Origin of the sequence: Streptosporangium sp. NPDC049078 (genome assembly GCF_040648855.1) — a bacterium.
Lineage (GTDB): Bacteria > Actinomycetota > Actinomycetes > Streptosporangiales > Streptosporangiaceae > Streptosporangium.
Genome location: NZ_JBEZEL010000004.1, coordinates 24574 through 49044 on the forward strand (window position 1 = coordinate 24574; position 24471 = coordinate 49044).

The window sequence follows — 24471 nt, forward strand, 5'->3', positions numbered from 1 at the left end:
ACAGTGATCAGACAGTGACGTCGTCGGCGGCGTTCAGGTCCGGATGCGCCTGCCGCTCGTCGCGCAGCACGCCGCCGACGACGTCACCGTCGACCGTCTCCTTCTCGACCAGGATCGCGGCGAGCCGGTCCAGGGCGCCACGGTGCACTCTCAGCAGGTCGACCGCGCGTTTCTCCGCCTCGCGGATCAGGCGGGCGACCTCCTCGTCGATGACCTGCTGCGTCCGCTCCGAGTACGGCCTGCGCTGGAGCTCCTCACCGTCCTCGCCGAGGAACTGAGGGCCCGCGGGAGAGTAGCCGACCGGACCGAGCGCGGGTGACAGGCCGAAGTCGCGCACCATGCGGGTGGCGATCTGCGTGGCGGCCGCGAGATCGTTGGCGGCGCCGGTGGAGCCCTCACCGAAGACGACCAGTTCCGCGGCCCGGCCGCCCAGCCGCACGGTGAGCAGATCGGTGAGGTAGGTCTCGCTGTAGAGATGCCGTTCGGCCTCGGGCAGTTGCTCGGTGACGCCGAGTGTCAGACCGGCGGGCAGGATGGTCACCTTCGCGACCGGGTCGGCCTGCTCGCACAGCGTGGCGAGCAGGGCGTGCCCGGACTCGTGCACGGCCACCGAGTGGCGTTCCTGGGGAAGCAGCGCGTTGGTCGTCTCCCGCCGTCCCAGCAGCACCCGCTCGCGTGCCGCGTCGAGGTCCCTGGCGTTGATGGTCGTGCGGCCGGCCCTGACCGCGTTGATCGCGGCCTCGTTGACGAGGTTGGCCAGGTCGGCGCCGGAGAATCCCGGCGTGGCACGGGCGATCACGCCGAGGTCGACGTCCGGGGCCAGATGCTTGCCGGCCGCGTGAACGGCCAGTATCGCCGCGCGTTCGACCTGGTTGGGCAGCGGGACGGTGACCTGCCGGTCGAAACGGCCGGGACGCAGCAGAGCGGGGTCAAGGGTCTCCGGCCGGTTCGTCGCGGCCAGGACGACGATCCCGCTGCTCTGGTCGAAGCCGTCCATCTCGGCCAGCAGTTGGTTGAGTGTCTGCTCGCGTTCGTCGTTGCCGGCGATCGCCCTGCCACGCCGGCCGCCGATGGCGTCGATCTCGTCGATGAAGACGATCGAGGGGGCGCGTTTACGCGCCTCGTCGAAGAGGTCGCGGACTCGTGAGGCGCCCACGCCGACGAACATCTCCACGAACGCCGAGCCGGTGACCGACAGGAACGGCACGGCCGCCTCTCCGGCCACCGCCCGGGCGATGAGCGTCTTGCCCGTTCCCGGAGGACCGACCATGATCACTCCCCGGGGTGGTTTCGCGCCCGCGGCCGCGTACCGATCGGGGGCGCGCAGGAATTCCACCATCTCGCTGATCTCCTGCTTGACGCCGTCGTAGCCGGCGATGTCGCCGAACCGGGTCGCCGGCCGCTGGGCCTCGATGATCTTCGCCTTCGACCGGCCGAAACCTCCCATCCCACCGGCCATGGACTGCTGCGCCTTTCTTCCCATCCAGCCGAACAGGGCGATGAGCAGCACCAGCGGCAGAAAGCCGACCAGGAGCGAGATCAGGGAGTTCTCCGCCCGCGTCGCGGTGATCTGGACGTGATTGGAGCGAAGCTGGTCCTCCAGCCGGGTGGCGTTGAGCGCGGTGGGGATCTGGCTGGTGAAGGTGGCGCCGTTGTTCAGCGTGCCCGACACCGCGCCCTGATCGTCGATCGTCACCGCCTTGACCTGTCCCGTGCTCACCTTGGCGACGAAATCGCTGTAGGGGTACGACGCGCTCGACGGCCCGGTGAACAGCAGGGGCACCAGCAGCCACAGCGCGACGATCAGCATGCCGATCGTCGGCAGCCAGCGCCGCCAGCCGGTGGGTGGCGGAGACGACGAAGGGGGCGTCGGCGGCGGTTCGTTCGGCGGTCCGGGCTTCGCCTTACCGGTCATGTGCCGGCCGTGCGGCCGGATTCGCGTGATCACCACCTGGCCTCCCCGATGTGCCCCTCCCCTGTAAGTTTTCAGCCACCCGGCGGGGATCGTGCAGGGTCTAAAGACCCGAAATCAGGACATAAATCCTTTTTGGGTAGGTCGCGAGCAAGGCGAGCGGCAGACACATCCGTCCCGCCCACACCGTGTTTCCCCGCATCCCCCTGCGCCTCTGCACCCGTTGATGCCTTTCACTGTCTCCCCGCGCCGCCCTGACCGACCGTCGGCGGCCGCGTCGCAGGTCGCGACCAGGGGAAGGACTGGGAGATGGGGAGTCCGCCCACCCGCCCGAGATCACCTCAACGGCGGATCCGGCCGTTCAACCGGGGTTTCGGTCATCCGAGGGGTGGAGCTGAGCGTGGAAGGCATTGCCGATGGGATCGTGGGCGCAGATCAAGGAGACGCACATCGCCGTCGTGCTCCTGCTCGGAGATCGTGTTTTCAAGCTCAAGAAGCCGGTGGACCTCGGCTTCCTGGACTTCACCACCCGTGAGGCCCGGCGGGCCGCCTGCCTGCGGGAGGTGGAACTCAACCGGCGGCTCGCCCCGGACGTCTACGAGGGGGTCGCCGACGTACTGGGCCCGGACGGAGAGGTCTGCGATCATCTCGTCGTGATGCGGCGCATGCCCGAGGAACGCCGTCTCGCCGTCATGGTCCGCCTGGGCCAACCGGTCGAGGAGCCCCTGCGAAGCATCGCGCGGATGATCGCGAGCATGCACGCCCGATCCCCCCACAGCCCGCGCATCGACCGGAGCGGGGAGAGACAGGCACTGCGGTCCCGCTGGAACGCGAGCTTCGACCAGATCCGCGCGCTTCCCGACGCGGTTCTCGACCCCGAGATCGTCACGGAGATCGAACGGCTCACGCTGCGTTTCCTCGACGGCCGCGACCCCCTGCTCACCGCCCGCGTCGAGGAGGGCCGCATCGTGGACGGCCACGGCGACCTGCTCGCGGAAGACATCTTCTGCCTGCACGACGGGCCGAGGATCCTGGACTGCCTGGAGTTCGACGAACGGCTCCGCTTTCTCGACGGCCTTGACGACGTGGCCTTCCTCGCCATGGACCTGGAGCGGCTCGGGGCACCTCGCCTGGCCGGGACCTTCCTGCACCACTACATCGAGTTCACCGCCGATCCCGCCCCGCCCTCGCTCTGGCACCACTACGTCGCCTACCGAGCCTTCGTCCGCGCCAAGGTCGCCTGCCTGCGGCAACGGCAGGAGGACTCCGGCTCGGCGCGAGAGGCCCGGCAACTCGCCGAGCTCACACTTCGCCACCTGCGGGCGGGGGCGATCTCCCTGGTCCTCGTCGGCGGAGGTCCGGGAACCGGCAAGTCGACCCTGGCCGCCGCCCTCGCCGACCGCCTCGGACACACGCTGCTGAACAGCGACCGCGTTCGCAAGGAACTCGCCGGCATCGCGCCGGAACAACCGGCGGCGGCCCCCTTCGGCGAGGGCATCTACGATCGCCGGCGCACCGAGCGCACCTATGACGAGTTGCTGTTTCGAGCCGAGAAGCTGCTCCAGCAGGGCGAGCCGGTCATCCTCGACGCCTCCTGGATCGACGCAGAGCACCGGACGGCGGCCGAGCACCTCGCCCGGCGCACCTTCAGCGACCTCGTGGCGCTACGCTGCACCGCCCCTCCACAGATCACCGCCGAGCGGCTCGCCCGGCGGACCGGCGGGGTGTCCGACGCCGATCAGGCGATCGCCGCGACCATGGCGGCGAGGACGGCGCCCTGGCCGGAGGCGACCGAGATCGACACCGGCACGACCGTGGAACAGGCACTTGAGCGGGCCTTGGCCGCGATCCATCCTCCCTCGGCCGTCGTCGCCCGGCGGTTCCGGCGCCCCCGGATGGAACCCGGCTGAGGACGCCGTAAAAGAGCCGTGGAAGAAGGGTCCCGAATGGATCGGTATCCGTCTCCCGGCCCCGTCACCGGGCACCGTCCCGGAGCCCGGTGACGGTGATTTCGACAGTGATTTCGCCGGTGACTCCGCGGGTGACCTTCGGCCGGACGATGGGGCCGAAGGACCCCTGACAGGCGGCGGAGCACCGGGAAAGGCTTGCTTCATGTCGATCCTGGACGAATGTGACGCACTCCTTCGAACCGGGGAGATCGCCCACATCAGACCGCTGCGCGACACGGACGGCGCGGCCCTGCACGCCCTGGTGGACCACACCTCGGAGAAGTCGGCCTACCTGCGGTTCTTCGCCGGAGGTCGCGCCACGGCCCACCTGTACATGGACCGGCTGACCGGCTCCGGCTACCGCGGGCACGCCCAGGTCGCCCTCCTTTCCGGGCGGCTCGTCGCGGTCGCGGAGTACATCCCCGACGAGAGACGGCACAGCGCCGACGTGGCCGTCCTCATCGACGACCACGTCCACGGCCGTGGTCTGGGCACCCTTCTGCTGGAACACCTCGCGCTCGACGCCGCGGCCCGGGGGGTGGGCGAACTGGTGGCCGACGTGCTCACCGGAAACGGGACGATGCTGAAGGTTCTCTCCGACCTCGGTCTCACCACGACACGCGAGTTCACCGGCGACGAGATACGCGTCCGGATCGACCTGCGCCCCACGGACGCGCTCACGGCCGCGATCGAGCGGCGCGACCACGAGGCGGAGCGCGCCTCGCTGAGGCGAGTGCTGTCTCCCCGCTCGGTCGCCGTCGTGGGGGCGAGCCGCGAGCCGGACCGGGTGGGGCATCGGCTGCTGGGAAACCTGCTCGACGGCGGATTTCCCGGCCCGGTCTACCCGGTGAATCCGAAGGCGACTCACATCCTCGGCCTCCCCGCCCATCCCGACCTGTCCTCGATCGGCGAGCCGGTCGATCTGGTCGTCGTGGCCACGCCCGCGAACGCGGTCCTGGACGTCGCACGCCAGTGCGCCGGCCACGGTGTGGCCGGGCTCGTCGTGGTCAGCGCCGGCTTCGCGGAGACCGGCCCGCAGGGAGCGGAGCGCCAGGCCGAACTGCTGCGCATCTGCCGTACCGGAGGGATGCGGCTGATCGGCCCCAACTGCCTCGGAATCGTGAGCACCGGCGCCGCCCTCAACGCCAGTTTCCTGCCCCACCCTCCGCTGCCGGGCGCCGTCGCGCTGATGTCGCAGTCCGGAGCGGTGGCCGCCGGGCTCGTCGCCCGGGCCACCACGCTCGACATCGGGATCTCCTCCTTCGTCTCGGTCGGCAACAAGGCCGACGTCAGCGGCAACGACCTGCTGGAGTACTGGGAGGACGACCCCCAGACCACGGTCATCGCCCTGTACCTGGAGTCCTTCGGCAACCCGCGGAAGTTCGGCAGGATCGCCCGCCGGGTGGGACGGCACAAGCCGATCGTCGCGATCAAGAGCGGTCGCAGCACCTCGGGGGACCGGGCCGTACGCTCGCACACCGCCGCCGCCGCGACCCCCGACGTCGCCGTCGACGCCCTGTTGCGCGCCGCCGGAGTCATTCGCGTCGACGGCATGCAGGAGTTGCTGGACACCGCACGGCTGCTGGCCACCCAGCCGCTGCCCGCCGGAGACCGGCTGGCGATCGTCGGCAACTCCGGCGGGCCACAGGCGCTCGCCGCCGACGCCTGTGAACGTCACGGCCTTCTCGTACCGGAACTGTCGCCCGGCACCCAGCGACGGATGCGCTCCGGGTTGCGCCCGGCCGCCGCCGTCGCCAACCCGGTCGACCTGACGGCCGACGGGCAGGCCGACGAGCTGGAGTTCGCCGCCTTGGCCGCGCTGGAAGACCCGGAGGTCGACACCGTGCTGATCGTCTACACCCCGCCGTTCGGTTCGGGTACCGAACGCACCTGTGAGGCGATCGCGCGGGTAGCGAGCTCGGCGAACAAGACCGTCGTCGCCTGCGTGGTCGGCCGTGACGGGACGACCGGCCCGGTGCCCGTGTACGCCTTTCCCGAGCAGGCCGTGCAGGCGGTGAGCCGGGCCGTGGCCTACAGGCGGTGGCGCTCACGTCCGGTCCTGCCCTTCGTCCCTCCTGCGGGGACGGACATCCAGGCGGCACGGGAACTCGTCGAGGAAGACCTGTCGCACCATCCCCAGGGCCGCTGGCTCGACCCGGTGACGGCCGCCCGGCTTCTCGGCTGCTACGGGGTCGCCGTGGCGGAGTTCATCGAGGCGGACACCCCCGAAGAGGCCGCCCGTGCCGCCGCCCACCTCGGATTCCCCGTCGCGCTGAAGGCGACGGGACCGGTGCACAAGAGCGATGTCGGCGGCGTCCGGCTCGGGCTGCGCACCTCGGCGGAGGTTCGCGGCGCCTACCGGGCGATGAAGGACACGGTCGGCCGGGAGATGACCGGCGCGATCGTCCAGCCGATGGCACCCGACGGCGTGGAGATCATCGTCGGCGCGGTCCGCCACCCCTCCTTCGGTCCTCTGGTCATGGTCGGCATGGGAGGCGTGAGCGCCGAACTGCTCACCGACCGCGCCTTCCGCAGTCCCCCGCTGAGCGGCCAGGACGCCGCGGAAATGATCCGGGAGCTGCACTGCGCCCCCCTCCTGTTCGGCTACCGGGGGCGTCCGGTGGCCGACACCGCCACCTTGGAGGATCACATCGTCAGGGTGGCGAAACTCGCAGAAGATCTCCCCCAGATCGCCGAGCTGGACCTGAACCCGATCGTCGCCGGTCCCGCCGACGCCGTCGTGGTGGACGTGCGGATCCGGCTGGCCCCGGCCTCACCCGTCCCCTCCCCTCTGCGCCGCCGGCTCCGCTGACGAACCGGCACGCGACCGGCACGCGACCGGCATGCGACCATCAAGGTCACCTGGCCATGGCGCACGGGACTTTCGGCCCTGTTACCGCCCCTGCCCGCGCCATAGCGTTCCCAGTGAAGAGATTCCCCGAAGGCCGGCCGCCAGAGCCCGGCGTCGCATCCGACGTGGCCGTCCTACGGGGGGAGGTTCGAAAAACACCGCGACGGCATGAAAAGCCCGTCTCCGCGGACGACACCCACCTTGAAAGGGGAAAACCCCATGGCTGAACGCCTCGCCGCTCCCGGTGACCTCGGCCGCCGGATCACCCGACGACGTGAAAGCCTCGGCCTCGACCGGGAAGAACTGGCGAAGCGCGCCGACATCAACCCCTCCTACCTCGCCTACGTGGAGCAGAGGGCGGCCGCCCCCGCCATCGAGACTATCGAGCGCCTGGCCTCCGCCCTGGACACCAGCACCGCCGAACTCCTGGGAGGGACCGTCGACCAGCCCCCCGGGCAGGGAAGAGCCGCACTCCACCCCGAGCTGAAGCACCTGAACGCGAAGGAGTGCCTGCGGCTCATCTCCCCCGGCGGGGTCGGCCGGCTGGCCTTCGACGACCTCGGCGGCCCGACGATCCTGCCGGTCAACTACGTCCTGCACGAAGGCTGCGTGATCTTCCGTACCGCCTTCGGCGGCCCGCTCGACGAGAGCCTGAGGACCGGCGTGAAGGGGGTCGAGTTCAAAGTCGCCTTCGAGGTCGATCGGATCGACGACGCCAACCGCGAGGGCTGGAGCGTCCTCATCCGAGGCGGTGTCCATCATGTCTCCACCGCCGAGGAGCAGGCGGCCGTGATGACCCTGGGCGTCCACCCCTGGGCCGGCGGCGACCGCGAGCTCTACGTCAAGATCACTCCTTCCGAGATCACCGGCCGCCGCATCCTGCACGGCCCGTGATCCACACCGGTGTGGCCGCCCGGACGGTCGTCCGCGCTTCCGGGGAAGATCACCGGCCTGCGGAGGCGGCAGGGCCGATCAGTCCTGACTGCGAGATCGGGCAGCCGTCGTGCCCGGCAAGAAAGGAAGCGCTCCATGACGCCTCCCGCAGTGGTGGACCTCGAAGAGATCGCCGCGATGATCTTCGACACCGACGGGGTCGTCACCGACACGGCCACCGTGCACGCCGCCGCGTGGAAACAGGTCTTCGACGCCTTCCTGGGCGAGCACGCCGAACGGTCCGGCGAGCCGTTCCGGCCGTTCGACACCGATGAGGAGTATCTGTCCCACGTCGACGGCAAATCCCGGCTGGACGGGGTGAACGACTTTCTGCACTCCCGAAACATCACCATCGATCCCGACACGGCGGCGGATCTCGCCGCCGCGAAAGACGCCTCCTTCCTGGCCGAACTCGACACCCACGGCGTGACCCCCTTCCGCTCGACCCTTGAACTCGTTCGCGAACTGCGACGCGAAAAAGTACTCACCGCCGCCGTCTCCGCGAGCCGCAACTGCGCACGGGTGCTCGACGCCGCGCACGCCACCGGCCTGTTCGACGTCCTGGTCGACGGCGTGACCGCCGCCCGGCTCGGACTCGCGAGCAAACCCGATCCCGCGCTGTTCCTGTACGCGGCCCGGCGACTGGGAGTGGCCCCGAGCCGGGCAGCCGTCGTGGAGGACTCCCTGGCCGGTGTGCGAGCCGGCAGGCGAGGCCGCTTCAAACTCGTCATCGGCGTCGACCGGCACACCCGGGGACAGGCCCTGCGCGCCGCCGGAGCCGACCTGGTCGTCACCGACCTGGCCGAACTACGACTGAAACCGCCCCCTGATCGCTCAGGCCCCCCGCACCCCCCTTAGAGCCGACGGTCCCGGCTCATAAGGTCCTTGGACCCTGGAAAACGCCGCGAGCACGGCCGATGCTGCCCCTATGGACGAGTCACGGCCGGTGGGCGCGGAAGTGACCGGGCCGGCCCATGTCACCACCTGTTCGGAGGCGAGATGCACCACCTCACCGTCAAGGACGTGATGACCCACAAGGTGATCTCGGTCGGTGAGAACACCGGTTTCAAGGACATCGCGCAAACGCTTCTCACCCACACGGTGAGCGCCCTACCGGTGGTGGACGACGACGGCCACGTGGTGGGGATCGTCTCCGAGGCCGACCTGCTCCGCGGAAAGGAACCCCAGGACACGCTCTCCGGCGAGCCCACTCCGCCCAAACGGCAGACCTGCGCGAACCGCACCGGAGGCGAGGTCGCCAGAGAGCTGATGCGCGTCCCCGCGATCACGATCTCGAAGGACGCCCCGGTGGCGGACGCCGGCCGGCTCATGAGGGAGAACGACGTCAAACGGCTCCCGGTGATCGACGGACAGGGCCGCCTGGCGGGCATCGTCAGCCGATGCGACCTGCTGAGGGCGTTCATCCGCTCCGACCACGACATCGAACGCGAGGTCCGCCTGGACGTCCTGACACGCTCGTTGTGGATGGACACCTCCCTCGTCCAGGTCACCGTCAAGGACGGCGTGGTGACACTGAGCGGACGAATGACCCTGCGCGGGGACACCAGGATCGCCCTGGACATGACCCGCCAGATCGACGGAGTCATCGACGTGATCGACGAACTCGCCTGGGACCGGGACAACACCCGCACCGGGGAACGGCTGTGAAACCCGCCCTCACGACCGCCCGCACCTAACCTAATGGAACGCTCCACACCAACCGGGTGCCACCCTCCGGCGAGCAGCCGACGACGAAGGACCCGCCCAGCCGCTCGGCCCGCTCCCGCAGATCACGCAGCCCATCGTGCCCGCCGTCCGCGGACACGGCGACCCCGTTGTCGACCACGGTCAGGACGAGCCGCTCCTGACCGGCGTCCACCGATATGTCGACCTTCGAGGCCTCGGCATGACGCACCACATCGGACAACGCCTCACGCAACGCGGCCAGCAGGTCCTCGGCCACCGGCTCCGGCACCGCACCGTCCAGCCTCCCCTCCATCTCCAGGCCCGGCATGAAACCCAGTTGACCGCGCACCCCCTCCACCAGGGCCACGATCCCCGCACGCAACCCGGAATCGCCCTCCTGAGGGAAGGCACGCAAGGCGAAAATGGTGGAACGGATCTGCCGAATCGTGCCGTCGAGCTCGTCGATGGAGCCGCGCAGCCGCGACGAGACCTCCGGCCGCTCGATCAGCGGCACCGTGCTCATCAAGGTCAGGGCCACGGCGAACAACCGCTGGATCACCACATCGTGCAGGTCCTTGGCGATCCGGTCGCGATCCTCCAGCAGACTCAGCCGCTCGGCGTCCATCCGGCTCTCGGCCAGCTTCAGGGCGATCGCGGCCTGCCCCGCGAAAGAGTGCAGGGTGCGCAGCTCATCCCTGCTGAACGGGAGACGCCCCGAACGCTTACCCAGCGACAACACCCCCCGCACACCTCCCGACGCCCCGATCGGCACCGCGGCCACCGGGCCGAGCGAGATGTATTCGGCGATCACGATCGGGATCTTCACCTCACCCGGATCGGTCACCATGAGCGGCTCACCGGTGACGAAAGCACGACCGGCCAGAGAATCGGCGACCAACGCCTCGGCATGGGCCACCTGCTCACAGGCCTCCCCCTCGGCGATCAACGTACGCAGAATCCGGCCACTCTCATCAGGCAGCAGAACAGCCACGACATCGGCCCCCGCCATCTCCCGCGCCCGCCGCGCGATCAGCCCGAGCACCTCGCGCGGCTCCGCCCCCGACAGCAGACTGGTGGTCACCTCCGCCGACGCCTGCAACCACATCTCCCTGCGCCGCGTCTCCTCATACAGACGAGCGTTCTCGATCGCCACCCCCGCGGCGGTCGCCAACGCCGTCACGATCGCCTCGTCCTCCTCGTCGAACTCCCCCCCACCACGCTTCTCGGTCAGATAGAGATTGCCGAACACCTCCTCACGCACCCGCACCGGCACCCCCAGAAACGACCCCATCGGCGGATGACCGGGCGGAAACCCACAGGAGGCGGGATGGTCGGAGATGTGGGCCAGCCGCAGAACCTGCGGCTCCTTGATCAGCAACCCGAGCAGACCCAGCCCGTGCGGCCAGTGCTCGATCCGCGCGATCTCCTCCTCACTCAACCCCACCGGAACGAACTGAACGAGCGTGCTGTGCTCACCGGCCACCCCCAACGCCCCATAGGTGGCGTCCACCAGCGCGGTGGCGGCCTCCACGATCCTGCGCAGCACCGTCTCCAGATCCAGGTCGCCACCCACCGCGACCACCGCCTCGAGCAGCGCGTGCACCCGGTCACGGGTCGCCAGCACCGCCTCCAGACGCACCCGCAACTCCGCCAAGAGCTCGTCCAGGCGCATGTGCGTGATCAACGCACCCGGCTCGATCTTCGCCATACCCCAAGTTTCGCACCCGGGCACGCGGACACCCGCCCGCCAAGGAGGCCGTATCCACTCTTCCGGCCATCGTTTACCTCCCGATGACGAACACCTGACCGACGAGACACGACCTCGCCGACCGGCTCGGGGAGCCCTGCCACCCGGTGGCCGAAAGACCTCCACATCGAGGACCTGTGGCCTCTGCCGGGACGCCCCCGCCGGCAGTGAGATGGAGATCCGGGAACCCGGCGGGCAGCGGCGAGCCACCCTCGATCCGTGCGGGGCCGCCACACCCACGAAGGACCCGCGTCCAGAAGGAGGTCGCCGATGTACGCCACGGTCAAAGACGTCATGACCACGAAGGTGACGTCGGTCAGGGGTGACGCCCCGTTCAAGGACGTCGCCGAGGCGCTCATCACCCACACGGTGAGCGCGCTCCCCGTCGTCGACGACGAAGGGCACGTCATCGGCATCGTCTCCGAAGAGGACCTCCTCCACAAGGAAGGCTTCAAGGAGCGCTACTACCGCGAGGACTACCATCCGCCGCTACGCATCCGGCTACTCCACCGCCTGGGTCAGAAGGGCGGCGGTGTCGCCGCGGGCCGCGTCAAAGCCCGCGGCGACACCGCCGCCGACCTGATGACCACCCCCGCGATCACGGTCCAGCAGCACGCCTCCGTCGTGTCCGCCATACGCCTCATGATCGAACACGGCGTCAAAAGACTGCCGGTGGTGGATGCCGACGGATCGCTCCAGGGCATCGTCAGCCGCCACGACCTGCTCAAGATCTTCGTCCGCGATGACGCCGACATCGCCCGCGAGGTGGAGGAGAACATTCTCGGACACTCCCTGTGGGCCGCCCCCAACACCGCCACCGCCACCGTCGCACACGGCGTCGTCACCCTGAGCGGCCACATGCACCGGCGCGAGGACGCCCGGCTCGCGGTACGGATAACCCAGCGGGTGAACGGAGTCGTCGACGTGATCGACAACCTGAAGTGGGACGTCGACGACGTCCCAGCCCGGACAAGACACCGAAGGTAAAGAATTCACCTCCCCCGGGTTCTTCAGCCCCTCGACCGTGATCCAGGCGGCTTCGAAGACCCGAGGCCTTCACCCCATCGGCCCCTCCGAATGCCCGAAGAGACCTCAGAGGTCACCGGAGGTGTCGAAGCCCGCCCGAGCGGGCTCACTCCGCGGCGGACTCTCCCAGCCCACGGGAACGACCGCCACGGGACAGAAGCCGTGCTGAAGAACCGACCTGGAGGTCGAGCCGAGCCTGCCGTGATCACGTGCCCCGCCGACCACCACCAGACTCGCCTCCCTGGACACGTCCTCCAGCAGGTCCTTCGCGGACGTCGCGGCGAAACAGGCACGGACCGACACCCCGGGGTAGGCGATCCGCCATGGCCCCAGCCGCTCCAGCATGCCGTCCTCCGCCGCGTGCATCGCGACCCGCGTGTCGTGCACCAACGGCTGCAGGCGCCCGGCATGCACCGCCGTCAGCTTCAACCGCCTGAGGGCGGCCTCACGAAAAGCGAACTCGATCACCCCGTCAGAGGTGTCCCCGCTCATCCCCAGAACCACGGCACCGCGCTTCGCCGGCACCGGAAGCGGACCGGGCCCCCGCACCACGATCACCGGACAACCCGCATGAGCCGCCACATACCCAGCTACCGACCCCAGAACGGTCCTCGCCAGGGTGCCCATGCCCCGAGAACCCACGACGATCATCGCCGCTCGCTCCGACAGCTCGACCAGCCGTTCGGCGGCCGCGCCCTCATACAGATCCGTCGCGACATCGGTCAGCGTGCTACACGCGCGAGCACAGTCGGCCCCGTGATACAGCACATGCTCGGCGGCGTTGCGCAGATGAAGCCTGGCATCCTCATCGGCCTCCCCATACGGCCACCGCCACGTGTGAACCACCTTCAGCGGCAACCCCCCGAGCTCGGCCTCGTCCATCGCCCACTCCAGGGCCTGCATGGAGAAGTCAGAGCCGTCATAGCCGACGACAACCTCACGAATATCGCTCATCGCCCTCACCTCCCTCTCCATGCTCACCAGGACACCCGCCGAAGAGCAGGGCGGAAGGTCCCACCGTGGTGGGACCTTCCGCCCTGCTCACCGCACGGCACCCACCCGCGAAACCCGGGCGACGAGCCATGATCCTCCACCCCACCGTCACCTGGCCGGACGACGAGACGGCCCCCGAGGAAACCCAGGGGACCTTCGTCCCTACCCGGCGAACGGCGGAGCCACGAAGAATGAGACGAGCCAGGGGCACACGCGAGAACCCGCCGGATCTCGGGCCCGGCCACCGCGATCAGAGCATCGGCCCCTGACAACGCACCGAGGGCGGTCACCATGACAGCACCCATCATCGTCGGCGTCGACGGCTCGACGCCCTCGCTACAGGCCCTGACCTGGGCAACGCGGGAGGCGACCCTGAGAAAGGCGCCGTTGCGCATCGTCCACGCCGCCCTGCGCTGGGCCTATGACGTCCCGCTCGTCCCCCAGCCCGGCCACTGGGGCCCCGCCGAGGAAGCCGCCTGCGAGGAACTCCTTCACCGGGCAGCCGAACAGGTCCGCTCCCACGACCCCGCGCCGAAGGTCACCACCGAGATCCTCGACGGAAACGCCGCGGAGGCGATCGCCGCCGTGGCCGAGAGCGCACAGCTGGTCGTCGTCGGCCACCGAGGCCTGGGCGGATTCGCCGGCCTGCTACTGGGCTCGGTCAGCCACGACCTGGCCGCCCGATCCCCGTGCCCGGTAGTGATCGTCAATCAGCCGCACACCACCCGGGGCGGCGAGATCGTCGTCGGCGTCACCGGACGTCCCGACCAGGACCCCGTCCTGGAGTTCGCCTTCGGCGAGGCGGCCCTGCACCGGCGTCCACTGCGAGCGCTCCACGCCTGGACCCACCCGGCCAGCAGAGCACCCGGCGACATGCAGCCACTCGTCTACGACGTCGAAGAGGTCGGTGACGAGGAGGCCCGCCTGCTGGCCGAGTCGCTCAGTGGCCGGCGGGAGAGGTTCCCCGACGTTCCCCTCATCGAGCAGGTCGTGCACAAGCATCCGGCCAAGGCGCTCATCGACGCCTCCGAGACCGCTGAACTGGTCGTCGTGGGCGCCCGCGGCCGGGCGATGTTCCTCAGCTCGACCGTACGCGCCCTGCTCCACCACGCTCGGGCGCCCGTCGCCGTCCATCACACCTCGCACGACCATCGGAGTTGAGCCCTCCCGGCACAGACCACCGTGGCGCCACCTACCGGGCCCGGGGAGAAGGCACGTGTGGCGACATTGGGCACCTTACGAGCGAACGACGGCCTGCCTTCCCGTAGCGCACACCGGACCTGACACGCCCTTGTTGTTCAATGCCGCCTTTAGTCCTTTTTATCCTGTTTGTCGGTTTTGAGCTAGCGTGCGCCCTTTACAAAGTAGATCAGTAATGTCTTTCACATCCCCTTCGAACCTTTCGAGCACGCGCCACCGCCACCGGACCGGCGGCACAGCGCATGCCCACCGTCATGCCCACCGCGTCCGGCGATGATCCCGATGGTGCGCCGGCCTACAGCAGGGGCGGGAGGACGAGCAGGTCGTCGTCACCGTGCTCAAGCCGTGAGGTGACGTCGACGACGCCTTCGAGCCGGCGGATCGCCTCGACGAGCTGGACGACCTGTGAGCGGCGTTCGACCTTGCCGTCGAGCGTCACCACACCGTTCTCGACACCGATCACCACCTCCGAGGCGGTGGTGTTCAGGTCGCGGGCGACGGCTTCGGCCTCGGCGCGCAGCTCGGCCTCGGCGCGGTCGAAGACGCGCAACAGGTTCGCCCGGTGCAGGATGCCTGCGAGGCGGCCGGTCACCGGGTCGATCACCGGAAGCTGCTGGATCCTCTTGTCGTGCATGAGTCGCGCCGCCTCCCTGACGGGCATGCCCGGCGTAACGGTGATCGCGGGCGAGGTCATCAGGTCCTTGGCCACGACCGCCGCGGCCTTCTCGTGCTCGCGCCGGCGTGCGGTGCTCTCGAAGATGGAGATGCTGTGGCGCACCGCGTCGCTCTCCTTGAGCAGCAGATCGTCCTGCGAGACCACCCCGACCGGACGGCGTTCCACGTCGACGACCGTCACCGCGCCCACGGCGAAGCGTCGCATCACGGCCACGATGTCGGCGAAACCCGCGTCCTGCCGCACGGCGATGGCGGTGCGGCCCATCACGTCACTCACGGTGATCGACATTTTCTTCCCCAATTCCTGCGAGTCCTCACGGATGTTCCCGGCCTCCGGGCGCCGCCCGGAGTGGACGACCGCCACATCGCGACGCGCGTGGTGTCCTCCGTCCTCTCCCCCATCAGACCTCCCTCCCGGCGGTCCGCTCCAGGGCCACAGGTCCCGATCTCACCGCGTGAGGGCAGAGTCTTTCGTCCCGGACCCGGCACGCGTCATCGATCGATGTCCCGTCGGCGCCCGGCCCGAGGGCAGATCGTCGGTGATGAAGGGGACTTTCGCCCCTAACGTCGCCGGAGAGCGACCGGGCAGCCTTAGGGGCATGAAGCTCGACTCGGCAGGTCTGCAGATCCTCTCGCGCCAGGAGTGCGTCACGCTCCTGGCGTCGGCCTCGATCGGGCGCATCGTGTTCACCGACCGGGCCCTGCCCGCGGTGCAACCGGTCAACTTCGTGCTCGACGGCGAGAACATCGTGATCCGCACGGGTTTCGGGTCCAAGCTCGCCGCCGCGGCCAGCGACGCGATCGTCGCCTTCGAGGCCGACGAGTTCGACCTCACCGCCCGCACCGGCTGGTCGGTCACCGCCGTGGGCCCCGCACGCGCCGTACGCGAACCGAACGAGATCGAGCGCCTGTCCGCACTCCCCCTGCGCACCTGGGCGCCCGCCAGCCGTGACCACTACATCGTGGTACGCGCCGAACAGATCACCGGCCGCCGCCTCTCGTCCAGGCATGACGAGCGGGAGACCTGACGGCCCGTTTCCGGCACGCCCACGGGCCGCGTCCGGTGGCAGCCCGCCAGGGACCTCCGGCCCTGCATACGGTTCCCCGACGGGGGTGAGATGGGGATGAGAAGAGCCGGGCAGATGACCACACTCATCCGCAGGAAGCGGAAGAGATCGTTCCCGGAGAACTCCGCCAGCTCGAAGGTCCGCCGGACGGACCTTCGAGCCGGGCGGAGTGTGCCCGCATCATCACGGGTGGAGAACATGCCATGCGCACCAAGGTAGAGAACGTCATGACCAGGAACGTGGCGCTGGTCACCGCCGACACCCCGTTCAAGGACATCGCCGAGACGCTCATCGCGTGCGCGGTGAGTGCCGTCCCCGTCGTGGACGGGGACGGCCGTGTCATCGGCGTCGTCTCCGAGGCGGATCTGCTCGCCAAGGAGGAGTTCCGGGAGCAGTACTACCGCGAGGGCTACCAGCCGCCGCTGCGCGCCCGGCTGCGGCACCGGCTGAACCAGGAGGTCCGCGACCCGAAGGCCAGGGCGCGGGGCGACGTCGCCGCCGAACTGATGTCCTCCCCCGCGATCACCGTCACCGGAAAGACGCCGACGGTCGGCGCCGCCAGGCTCATGGAGGCGCACGGCATCAAGCGGCTCCCCGTCGTCGACCAGGATGGCCGCCTGGTGGGCATCGTCAGCCGCCGCGACCTGATCAGGGTTTTCGTCCGGCCCGACTCCGACATCGCCGACGAGGTGCGCGAGGAGGTCCTCGGCCGCTCCCTGCGCATGGAGACCGCGCAGGTCAACGTCCGGGTCGACCACGGTGTCGTCACCCTGACGGGCACCATGGAACGTCGCAGCGAAGCCGAGATAGCGGCCCGGGTGATCGGCCGCGTCAACGGCGTCGTCGACGTGGTGAACGAGGTGCGCTGGATCCAGGACGACGACGCCTGGAGCGGAGGCTGAGCCGGCCACTCCCCACCCCTCACGCGTCCGGGCCGGGACCCTTCCGAGCGGCGAGCGATCCTGGAAGAAGAACGCGATCCGATCGCCGGAAAGCGCGACGCCACGCGATTCGGCTTCACGATCCCACGACCGCACGGCAGCGAAACAAGAACGTAACGCGCGATGACTCACCGTTAATCACACCGTCCTTAGGACGCTCAATAAAGAACCGTTCTTCCGCCCGCCCGAAAACCCGCTGTCGACACCGACGAAGACCCTTATTCCGACAGACAGCAATCTCTTACCATCGTGGCACCGAATGGTTCTGTGATCTTGCTGACGGTGACACCTGGCTGGTGGAAAAGGTGACGACACTCATCACCGCAGCATCGAGAGTCGATTGATATTCGACCCCCGCGCCTCCCGCTCATTTATTTCTCCCATTGCCGGATGACGAGACAGTCGACCGTGCCTACGATAACGATCGTCACCGACACAGCCCGCTCCGGCGGGCAGGAATGGGAGTGCAGATGGCGACGAACGAACCACTCCACCTCGATCTGGAGGCGCTCGACGTGATGACGGTCGAGCTCCCCGGCGAGGATCTCGTGAAGGCCCTGGGCATGGGGCTCGGTAACACCGAGGTGGGCGCCTCGGGTCTCACCGGGCGCACGAGCTGGCTCATCTAGGCTCCCCGCACATGGTCTCGACGCGTCGTGGCCTGCCGGGACGCGTCGAGATCGACGCGGCTCGTCGCACGGTGGACGCGACCGTGGTCGCCAGAATCGCCGCGCTGCCGGTGGCGGCACTCGCGGAGCTGAGGTGCACGGCCACCTGGCGGAGCGTCCGGGAGATCCTGGCGATTCGTCGCCGGCTGGCCGACGAGGGCCGGCGACTCGCGGACGAGCTGGAGCCGGTGATCGGAGCGGTCGGACCAGGTCCGGAGCGGCCGGCGCTGGTGGCGTTGCGCCGGGCGCTGTACAACGCGAGACGCCCGGCGGGCCGAGCCTGGCCGGTGGAGGTCGGTTCCGGCCTCGCTCCGCGCGTCGCGGACTGGATCGCGGACCTCGACCGGCATGACGCGCTCGTCCGGCGACTGCCGGAGGAGCTCGATCAGGAGCGCCGGGACGCCTACGAGGTGCTGCGCCGGTGGGTCGGCACCGACGCCTTCGGCCATGGCGTGCTCCAGGCGGGACCGGCGATGTCCGCCGCGCTGCACCGGTGGCTGGCCGCGCCGCCCGGCACCGTCCCGCCGCGCCAGGTCGCGCTCCGCCTCACCCGCTACCTGGCCCGCGTCGTGGCGAAGACGAGCCCGCACGCGACCTTCATGATCGCGGCTCTCGGGCGGTGGAGCGACGACGGCGAGCCGGTCCGCTGGGAGGGGACGTGGGCGTGGCGCAGCGCGGTCGAGCCGAACGTCCCCCTGCTGCTGCGGCTGCTCACCGACCTGGCCCGCGCCGACGACGGCCTCGCGGACCTCTTCGTGGTCAGGCCCAACCCGAGCCTCGACGAGGACGACGGCCGCCTGTGGTACGTGACCGGCCAGGAGGACGCCTACAACGGCATCGCCGCCTCCGAGCCGCTCCGGCGGCTGCTGCGCCCGCCCTACGACGATCTCCGCACCAGGGCCGGTGGCGCGCTCGGCGGGCTGCTCGACCTGGGAGTGCTGGAACTCCATCCCCCGGTCGCCGACCAGGCCGCCGCGCACCTCGCCGACCTGACCGATCGGCTCGGCACGCATCCCGCGGGCAAGGCGCTCGCCGCCGCGCAGGAGGCGCTCGCCCGTTACCCGGAGGCGGCCCGCGTGCCGGAACGCGAGGCGCTGCGACGGAAGGTGCGCTCGGCGTTCACCCGGCTGGCCGAAGACGACGCCGATCGCCTGCCGGACCGCAACCTCTTCCACGAGAACGCGGTGCTCAGCACGCCCGGACCTCGGCTGGGCCTGACCGCCTGGCGTCCCGCCCTGGGCGACCTGCACGCGATCACCGACTTCGCCGCGGTCTTCGATCGGGACGGCGTCGCCCGGCTGCTCGCCGCCGACCTGTTCGCGCGGTGGTTCGGCGCCGGCGCGCGGGTGCCGTTCGGCCTGTTCCACCGAACGCTCGCCGAGCGAACCCGCCGGGCCGCACCCGGCACCCTCGCCGGTGAGCTGCACGCGCTCATGTATCCGTGGCAGGAGCGGCCCCCGGAAGGCCGGACGCCCGCCGTGCCCCGGCTCGACGAGCTTCGAGACGCCCGCGCGGCGGCGCTGGCCGCGGTGCGCGGGCTGCTGCCCCAGACCCCGGACCCGCTCACCGTCGATCCGGCGGTGCTGGCCGGTCTCACCGCCGGCCGTCCCGCGTTCGTCCGTCCCGTGGGGTCGCTGTCGTGCTTCGTGCAGACGATCGGCCCGCCGGAGGAGACGCCGGTCCGGCTGGTGCTCAACGGGCTCGGCCCGGGGCACGGCGCGATGCGCAGCCGCGTGCACCGCCTGCTGCGGGTCGCCGGGGTTCCCGCCGGTGAGAACCGTCCGCTCGGGACGGAACGCGGCGTGCCGGTGGAGATCACCGGGCTGTTCGGCAGCAACGTCAACCTGCGTTCCACGGTGGCGGCCCAGGAGATCGGCTATCCGGGTGTGGTCCCGAGCGGCCCGGCCGTGTTCGACCTGCGTGACCTCGCCGTCCGGCACGAGCCCGGCGCCGGCGGTCTCGTTCTGACGCGCGCCGGGCACGACACCCCGCTCCTGCCGGTGTACACCGGGATGGTCGCGCCCATGCTGCTGCCGCGTACGGCACGCCTCCTGCTCCAGCTCTTCGGCGACATGCCCAGCCCGGTGACGGGGCTGGAGTCGATCTTCTCCCGGCCGCCGGAGTCGGTGCCGGCCCGCATCGAGCGTACGGCCCGGGTGTCGGTCGGCCGGGTCACCGTGGCCCGTGCCGCCTGGTACGTCCCGGTGCGCGAGATCCCGCGCCGAGGCAGGGGTGACTCCGACGCTGCGCATCTGCTCGCGCTCGCGGCCTGGTTCGCCGAGCACGCCCTGCCGGAACGTTGTTTCGTCTCCTCGGCCGATCCCGGCGCGCCGGCACGCGACAGGTTGCGCCTGGGGCGGCTCGCCAAGCCGACCTATCTCGATCTGGCCGATCCGGCGCTGGTCGCGCTGTTCGACCGGGGGCTGGACGCGAGCGGATCGATGGTCGTCTTTCGTGAGCCGCTCCCGGACCTCGATGCGGCGGCCGACCTCGGAGGCGGCGGCGACCACCCCGATCACCGCCGCCATGTGAGCGAGTACGTGGTCGAGGTGGGCCGTGCCTGACCGCTGGATCTCCCTGCACGCCTTCCACCGGACCGACACCGACCTGCTGCTCCGCACGGCCGTCGACGGGCTGGTGCGGGAGCTGGACGAACGGCTCGACCGCTTCTTCTTCCTGCGGTACTGGGAGGGCGGCCCGCATCTGCGGCTCCGCCTGCTGCCGCGCGTCCCCGGCGACGCGACGACGATCGAGAAACACGCCACGGCCGTGCTGCGAGAGCACCTCGCGGCGCATCCGACGACGGCCCCGTGGGACCGCGAGGGCTACGCGCTGCTCGCCCGGGAGTTCGCCGGGCGGGAGGGCATGGACATCTACGACCGGCGGCTGCGGCCCGACGACCACGTGGAGGCCGTCGCCTACCGGCCCGAGTACGCGACGTTCGGCGGGCCGGAGGCGATCACCGCCGTCGAGCGGCACTTCACCGACTCCAGCCGGATCGCGCTCGCGATCCTGTGCGGCGAGCACGACCACCGGCGGCGGCTGGGCCACGCCCTCGCCGCGATGATGCTCACCCTCATCGCCTGGGAACCCGACCCCCGCCGCCTGGGCCTCCTGCTGGCCGGAGAGCGTGACCGATGGGATCCGGCACCGGCCCGTGCCCGGCAGGTGGAGATCTTCACCAAGCAGCGCGAAGCCCTCACCGCACAGGCGGAGAGGTGCCGGCTCATCGCCGCCCGCGCCGTCTCCTACCGGAACCACGTCACAGCCGGCCGCTCCGCCGGCGGGCCGTCTTCCGGCGGCGTCCCCGACACCGGCGACGCGTACGACTCGCCCGGCGCCTGGTGGCGCTCGGTCGACACCCTGCACCGGCGCCTTGTCGCGCTCCAGCGGGCCGGGCGCCTCTCCCCGGTCCGCGCCCGCAAGGCGTTCCGTACTTCCGGCGCCGTCGACGCCCCGGCGGACGCGGACCGCCACGACGTCCTGAGCGTGCTGGACCGATGCGTCCACCTGTTCTGCAACCGTCTCGGCCTGTCGATCGCCGAAGAGGCGCACCTGCGCTACCTGACCGCAGTCACCCTGGAGGGGGTTGCACGATGCGAGGGAACCCCGTGAGCGACCTCCCCTGGCACGGCATCCAGATCCGCTACTACGACCGGGACAAGGACGCGCTGATCCTGGACTGCGTCCGCCCGCTGTTCCAGCGCCTGGACGGCCTCATCCGGCAGCCCTACCTCGTCCGCCACTGGCGCCGGGGGCCGCACCTGCGGCTCAACTTCCGCGCGACCACGCGAGACTGGGAACGCGAGATCCTCCCCGTCGCGACCGAGGCGATCACCGGTTATCTGCGTGAGCATCCCTCCACCACCCGCCTCGACGAGCACGAGCATCTCGCCGCCCACCGCCTGCTCGCCGTACGGGAGCACGAGACCGGGCCGCTGCTGCCGTGGTATCCGGACAACTCCCTGCAGACCGAGCCGTACGACGACCGGTTGCGCGTCTTCGGCGGCCGGTCGCTGGCGGACCTGATCGACGCGTCCGCCGCGGAGAGCACCCGGCTCGTCTTCGGCACGCTGGACCGGGTCCGCCGGGGTGAGCTCGCGCTGTTCGCGGTCGCCATCGACCTCATGGTCGCCGTGGCGCACGTGAGCGTCCCTCCGGTCAGCCGCGGTTACATGTCGTACCGCTCGCACGTCGCGGCGGCCACCTCGTGCTGTGAGGACCGGGACGCGGTCATGGCCGCGTTCGAGGCCAGGTACCGCGAGAACGCCAGGCAGATGCGCGCGACGGTGGCCGACGTGGTCGCGTCGATCGACGCGGGCGACCCGGCGCCGCACGTACGCGACTGGATCGCCTTCACCCGCCGCCACAAGGAGATCGCCCTGCCGCTGCTGGCCCGTAAGGAGATCGATCTGGACGCCTCCGAGCAGCCGGTGCTCCAGCGCCACCGGGTCGACTATTTCGACGTGCTCATGTCCACCGACCGGCACCGCACCGAGATCCTCGAATCGGACTGGTTCCTCGCCCACCGCCTCGTGGTCAACATGCTCTACGCCCACCTGGCCCGGCTCGGCGTCACCCCGATTCAGCGGCACCTGTTCTGCCATCTGATCGCTTCCGCGGTGGAGGAGGAGTACGGCGTCTCCCCGCTGGAGAAGGCCCGCGAGTACCTGCTCAGCGGCTGAGCCACCGTCCGCCGGACAGGCCCGGGCACGGCGTCGCTTGACAGGCCGCCTCCGGCGAACGCTAATCTTTATATATGAATAGTTCTTCAGATGAGCGATTCGTGGCGATAGATGGGTGTACAACCCGGATCGTGGACGCGCCGCGGGTGGCGGTGGTGCGTGAGCGGATGCCCGCCGCGCAGGATCTGACCGACACCGCCGAGGTGTTCGGGCTGCTGTCCGATCCCGGCCGCCTGCGGTTGCTGCTCGCTCTGCTGGAGGGCGAGATGTGCGTGTGCGATCTGGCCGCGGTGAGCGGCCAGAGCGAGTCGGCGGTCTCCCACGCGTTGCGGCTGCTGCGGGCGCACCGCGTCGTGACGGCTCGCCGGGCCGGCCGGATGGCCTTCTACCGGCTGGAGGACGCGCACGTGCGGATGCTGCTCGACCTCGCGCTCGCCCACACCGAGCACACCCAGGCCATCCACCCCGAACGCGACGGAACCCGCTGATGGGCACCGGGCACGGCCACGGGCACGCGGCGGGCCGGCACCGATGGCGGCTCGCGATCTCCTTCGCCCTGATCGGCTCCTTCTTTGTGGTCGAACTGGTCTACGGGCTGCTGTCGGGCTCGCTGGCACTGCTGTCGGACGCCGGGCACATGGCCGCCGACGTGGTGACCCTGGGCGCCGCCCTGGTGGCCACCCGCATCGCCACCCGTCCCGACACCACGGGGCGCCGTAGCTACGGCTCCTACCGCGCGGAGGTGTTCGCCTCCCTGCTGGCCGTGCTGCTGATGCTCGGCGTGGCGGTGTACGTGGTGGCCGAGGCGGTGGGCCGCATCGGCGCCACCGCCGAGGTCTCCTTCGGCCCGATGCTCGTCGTGGGAGCCATCGGCCTGGTGATCAACGTGATCGTGTTGCTGCTGCTGCGCGCGGGCGCGGCCGAGAGCCTGAACGTCAAGGGCGCCTACTACGAGGTGGTGGCCGACACCGCCGGGTCGGTCGGTGTCATCGTCGCCGGATGGCTGGTCGCGACGACCGGCCAGCCGGTCTGGGACACGCTGATCGCACTCGCCATCGGTGTCTTCGTCGCGGTGCGCGCCATCTCGCTCGGGCGGCAGGTGTTCGCGGTCCTTGGCCAGCACGTACCGGCCGGGATGGACGCCTCCGCCGTCGCCAGGGACCTGGAGTCCGTCGAGGGCGTGCGCGACGTCCACGACCTGCACCTGTGGACGTTGACCTCCGGCATGAACGTCGCCACCGCCCACCTGGTCACCTCCGACGGCGCCGACAGCCACGCCGTCCTGGACCAGGCCCGCGACCTGCTGCTCAGGCGCCACAACGTGGCCCACGCGACCTTGCAGGTCGAACCGGCCGACCACCTGGGCTGCGACGAGCTGGGCTGGTGAGAGCCTCACCGTCGCCGCGCTCACCCGGCGACGGTGTCGGCATGACGGTGTCGGCACGCTGGAGGACGTCCGGACCGCCCCGGGCCGACACGAGAAGGCCCGCTCCCCGTACGGGGGGCGAGCCTTGGGTGATCCGGGGGTGGTGTTCGGAGGACGGATGTGTCCGGGGGACGGTTATCGAAGGACGGGGTAGCGACGCACCAGGGGGGTGGCGGCCCACCAGGTGCCCAGGCCCCAGGTGGTGCCGGCGCCGCTCAGGGCCAGGCCGGTCAGCACGACGGCGTAGACGAGGTGGTCGTCCATGAAGGGGTTGGTCTGCAGAGGGAGTTCGGCGGCCCACATCAGGACCATCATCAGGCCGCCCGCCACGGCGGCGACGCGCAGGCCCGCGCCCAGCAGCAGGGCGGCACCGACGCCCAGCAGGCCGAGCATGAACAGCCAGTCCACCCACGCCTGTCCGGCCAGGCCGCCGAACACCCCGCCCAGGGCGTTCTCGCCGGTGCCCTTGAGGAAGCCGGTGGTGGGGCTGCCGCCGTTGATCCAGGCGCGCTCGGCGGGGGTGGCGAACCCCCAGCCGAAGGTCTTGTCCAGGAACGCCCACAGGAAGATCCAGCCCAGGCTGATCCGGGCGATCGCCCAGACGTAGTCGACCGGACGCCTGGCGGCCGGCGCGGGGACGGTGTCCATGACCGGCCCGGTGTGAACGTCGTGCCTGTGAGTGGTGGCCATGACGGCTCCCCTTTTCGTGGTG

20 protein-coding genes are annotated in these 24471 nt (G+C 70.3%); 15 read left to right on the top strand and 5 right to left on the bottom strand.

What is annotated here, in order from left to right; translation table 11 throughout:
- Window positions 1-7: 7 nt before the first annotated feature.
- Window positions 8-1951: an ATP-dependent zinc metalloprotease FtsH gene (gene ftsH, locus AB0B90_RS07280; RefSeq protein ID WP_362921377.1), complete on the bottom strand. Its 1944-nt coding sequence runs from the start codon at window positions 1949-1951 to the stop codon at window positions 8-10.
- Window positions 1952-2328: 377 nt separating this feature from the next.
- Between ftsH and AB0B90_RS07285 the strand changes: the two genes are divergently transcribed.
- The 5 genes from AB0B90_RS07285 to AB0B90_RS07305 all read left to right on the top strand — a co-directional run bounded on the left by AB0B90_RS07285 (window position 2329) and on the right by AB0B90_RS07305 (window position 9313).
- Entirely contained in the window at window positions 2329-3822 is a 1494-nt protein-coding gene (locus tag AB0B90_RS07285; protein WP_362921379.1) for an AAA family ATPase, read from the top strand.
- Window positions 3823-4024: 202 nt separating this feature from the next.
- Window positions 4025-6673 carry a GNAT family N-acetyltransferase gene (locus AB0B90_RS07290; RefSeq protein WP_362921381.1) on the top strand — a complete coding sequence of 883 codons (2649 nt, stop codon included), beginning with the start codon at window positions 4025-4027 and terminating at the stop codon, window positions 6671-6673.
- 258 nt (window positions 6674-6931) lie between these two features.
- Entirely contained in the window at window positions 6932-7606 is a 675-nt protein-coding gene (locus AB0B90_RS07295) for a pyridoxamine 5'-phosphate oxidase family protein (protein WP_362921384.1), read from the top strand.
- A gap of 135 nt (window positions 7607-7741) precedes the next feature.
- Window positions 7742-8503, top strand: a complete 762-nt coding sequence (locus AB0B90_RS07300) for an HAD-IA family hydrolase (RefSeq protein WP_362921386.1) — start codon at window positions 7742-7744, stop codon at window positions 8501-8503.
- Window positions 8504-8644: 141 nt separating this feature from the next.
- Window positions 8645-9313: a CBS domain-containing protein gene (locus tag AB0B90_RS07305; protein ID WP_362921388.1), complete on the top strand. Its 669-nt coding sequence runs from the start codon at window positions 8645-8647 to the stop codon at window positions 9311-9313.
- A 25-nt stretch (window positions 9314-9338) separates the two neighbouring features.
- Here the strand turns inward: AB0B90_RS07305 and AB0B90_RS07310 are convergent, their stop codons facing one another.
- Window positions 9339-11039, bottom strand: coding sequence for a GAF domain-containing protein (locus AB0B90_RS07310; RefSeq protein ID WP_350946140.1), 1701 nt, complete (start codon window positions 11037-11039; stop codon window positions 9339-9341).
- 309 nt (window positions 11040-11348) lie between these two features.
- Between AB0B90_RS07310 and AB0B90_RS07315 the strand changes: the two genes are divergently transcribed.
- Window positions 11349-12065: a CBS domain-containing protein gene (locus AB0B90_RS07315; RefSeq protein WP_350946141.1), complete on the top strand. Its 717-nt coding sequence runs from the start codon at window positions 11349-11351 to the stop codon at window positions 12063-12065.
- A gap of 105 nt (window positions 12066-12170) precedes the next feature.
- Here AB0B90_RS07315 and AB0B90_RS07320 read toward each other — a convergent pair whose 3' ends face one another.
- A complete protein-coding gene (locus AB0B90_RS07320; protein ID WP_350946142.1) occupies window positions 12171-13058 on the bottom strand; it encodes a universal stress protein in 888 nt (295 codons plus the stop codon).
- Window positions 13059-13388: 330 nt separating this feature from the next.
- On the opposite strand from AB0B90_RS07320, the gene AB0B90_RS07325 reads away from it, so the two are divergent.
- The gene (locus tag AB0B90_RS07325) at window positions 13389-14258 is read left to right on the top strand and encodes a universal stress protein (RefSeq protein WP_350946143.1); all 870 of its coding nucleotides are present in this window, start codon (window positions 13389-13391) and stop codon (window positions 14256-14258) included.
- Window positions 14259-14592: 334 nt separating this feature from the next.
- Here the strand turns inward: AB0B90_RS07325 and AB0B90_RS07330 are convergent, their stop codons facing one another.
- Complete coding sequence (locus AB0B90_RS07330) at window positions 14593-15261, bottom strand: CBS domain-containing protein (protein ID WP_350946144.1); 669 nt, start codon at window positions 15259-15261, stop codon at window positions 14593-14595.
- Between the two features lie 310 nt (window positions 15262-15571).
- Between AB0B90_RS07330 and AB0B90_RS07335 the strand changes: the two genes are divergently transcribed.
- The 8 genes from AB0B90_RS07335 (at window position 15572) to AB0B90_RS07370 (ending at window position 23720) form a co-directional block, all read left to right on the top strand.
- Complete coding sequence (locus AB0B90_RS07335; protein ID WP_362921392.1) at window positions 15572-16000, top strand: pyridoxamine 5'-phosphate oxidase family protein; 429 nt, start codon at window positions 15572-15574, stop codon at window positions 15998-16000.
- 242 nt (window positions 16001-16242) lie between these two features.
- The gene (locus tag AB0B90_RS07340; protein WP_362921394.1) at window positions 16243-16941 is read left to right on the top strand and encodes a CBS domain-containing protein; all 699 of its coding nucleotides are present in this window, start codon (window positions 16243-16245) and stop codon (window positions 16939-16941) included.
- A gap of 509 nt (window positions 16942-17450) precedes the next feature.
- Window positions 17451-17609, top strand: coding sequence for a hypothetical protein (locus AB0B90_RS07345; protein WP_350946147.1), 159 nt, complete (start codon window positions 17451-17453; stop codon window positions 17607-17609).
- Window positions 17610-17620: 11 nt separating this feature from the next.
- Window positions 17621-20212, top strand: a complete 2592-nt coding sequence (locus tag AB0B90_RS07350; RefSeq protein ID WP_362921396.1) for a lantibiotic dehydratase — start codon at window positions 17621-17623, stop codon at window positions 20210-20212.
- Entirely contained in the window at window positions 20205-21263 is a 1059-nt protein-coding gene (locus AB0B90_RS07355; RefSeq protein ID WP_362921398.1) for a lantibiotic dehydratase C-terminal domain-containing protein, read from the top strand. Before AB0B90_RS07350 ends, AB0B90_RS07355 begins: the two co-directional genes overlap by 8 nt.
- Window positions 21260-22333: a thiopeptide maturation pyridine synthase gene (locus tag AB0B90_RS07360; RefSeq protein ID WP_362921400.1), complete on the top strand. Its 1074-nt coding sequence runs from the start codon at window positions 21260-21262 to the stop codon at window positions 22331-22333. The genes AB0B90_RS07355 and AB0B90_RS07360 overlap by 4 nt, the downstream gene beginning before the upstream one ends.
- 131 nt (window positions 22334-22464) lie before the next feature.
- Entirely contained in the window at window positions 22465-22821 is a 357-nt protein-coding gene (locus AB0B90_RS07365; protein WP_350946151.1) for a metalloregulator ArsR/SmtB family transcription factor, read from the top strand.
- Window positions 22821-23720 (top strand): cation diffusion facilitator family transporter, encoded by a 900-nt coding sequence (locus AB0B90_RS07370; protein ID WP_362921402.1) that lies wholly within the window; start codon window positions 22821-22823, stop codon window positions 23718-23720. The genes AB0B90_RS07365 and AB0B90_RS07370 overlap by 1 nt, the downstream gene beginning before the upstream one ends.
- A gap of 174 nt (window positions 23721-23894) precedes the next feature.
- Here the strand turns inward: AB0B90_RS07370 and AB0B90_RS07375 are convergent, their stop codons facing one another.
- The gene (locus tag AB0B90_RS07375; protein WP_350946377.1) at window positions 23895-24407 is read right to left on the bottom strand and encodes a hypothetical protein; all 513 of its coding nucleotides are present in this window, start codon (window positions 24405-24407) and stop codon (window positions 23895-23897) included.
- Between the last annotated feature and the right edge of the window lie 64 nt (window positions 24408-24471).

Bases quoted from the DNA above. Each gene is read 5' to 3' on its own strand.
- AB0B90_RS07285 (WP_362921379.1), top strand. From the start codon at position 2,329: ATGGGATCGTGGGCGCAGATCAAGGAGACGCACATCGCCGTCGTGCTC.
- AB0B90_RS07290 (WP_362921381.1), top strand. From the start codon at position 4,025: ATGTCGATCCTGGACGAATGTGACGCACTCCTTCGAACCGGGGAGATC.
- AB0B90_RS07295 (WP_362921384.1), top strand. From the start codon at position 6,932: ATGGCTGAACGCCTCGCCGCTCCCGGTGACCTCGGCCGCCGGATCACC.
- AB0B90_RS07300 (WP_362921386.1), top strand. From the start codon at position 7,742: ATGACGCCTCCCGCAGTGGTGGACCTCGAAGAGATCGCCGCGATGATC.
- AB0B90_RS07305 (WP_362921388.1), top strand. From the start codon at position 8,645: ATGCACCACCTCACCGTCAAGGACGTGATGACCCACAAGGTGATCTCG.
- AB0B90_RS07310 (WP_350946140.1), bottom strand. From the start codon at position 11,039: ATGGCGAAGATCGAGCCGGGTGCGTTGATCACGCACATGCGCCTGGAC.
- AB0B90_RS07315 (WP_350946141.1), top strand. From the start codon at position 11,349: ATGTACGCCACGGTCAAAGACGTCATGACCACGAAGGTGACGTCGGTC.
- AB0B90_RS07320 (WP_350946142.1), bottom strand. From the start codon at position 13,058: ATGAGCGATATTCGTGAGGTTGTCGTCGGCTATGACGGCTCTGACTTC.
- AB0B90_RS07325 (WP_350946143.1), top strand. From the start codon at position 13,389: ATGACAGCACCCATCATCGTCGGCGTCGACGGCTCGACGCCCTCGCTA.
- AB0B90_RS07330 (WP_350946144.1), bottom strand. From the start codon at position 15,261: ATGTCGATCACCGTGAGTGACGTGATGGGCCGCACCGCCATCGCCGTG.
- AB0B90_RS07335 (WP_362921392.1), top strand. From the start codon at position 15,572: ATGAAGCTCGACTCGGCAGGTCTGCAGATCCTCTCGCGCCAGGAGTGC.
- AB0B90_RS07340 (WP_362921394.1), top strand. From the start codon at position 16,243: ATGCGCACCAAGGTAGAGAACGTCATGACCAGGAACGTGGCGCTGGTC.
- AB0B90_RS07345 (WP_350946147.1), top strand. From the start codon at position 17,451: ATGGCGACGAACGAACCACTCCACCTCGATCTGGAGGCGCTCGACGTG.
- AB0B90_RS07350 (WP_362921396.1), top strand. From the start codon at position 17,621: ATGGTCTCGACGCGTCGTGGCCTGCCGGGACGCGTCGAGATCGACGCG.
- AB0B90_RS07370 (WP_362921402.1), top strand. From the start codon at position 22,821: ATGGGCACCGGGCACGGCCACGGGCACGCGGCGGGCCGGCACCGATGG.
- AB0B90_RS07375 (WP_350946377.1), bottom strand. From the start codon at position 24,407: ATGGACACCGTCCCCGCGCCGGCCGCCAGGCGTCCGGTCGACTACGTC.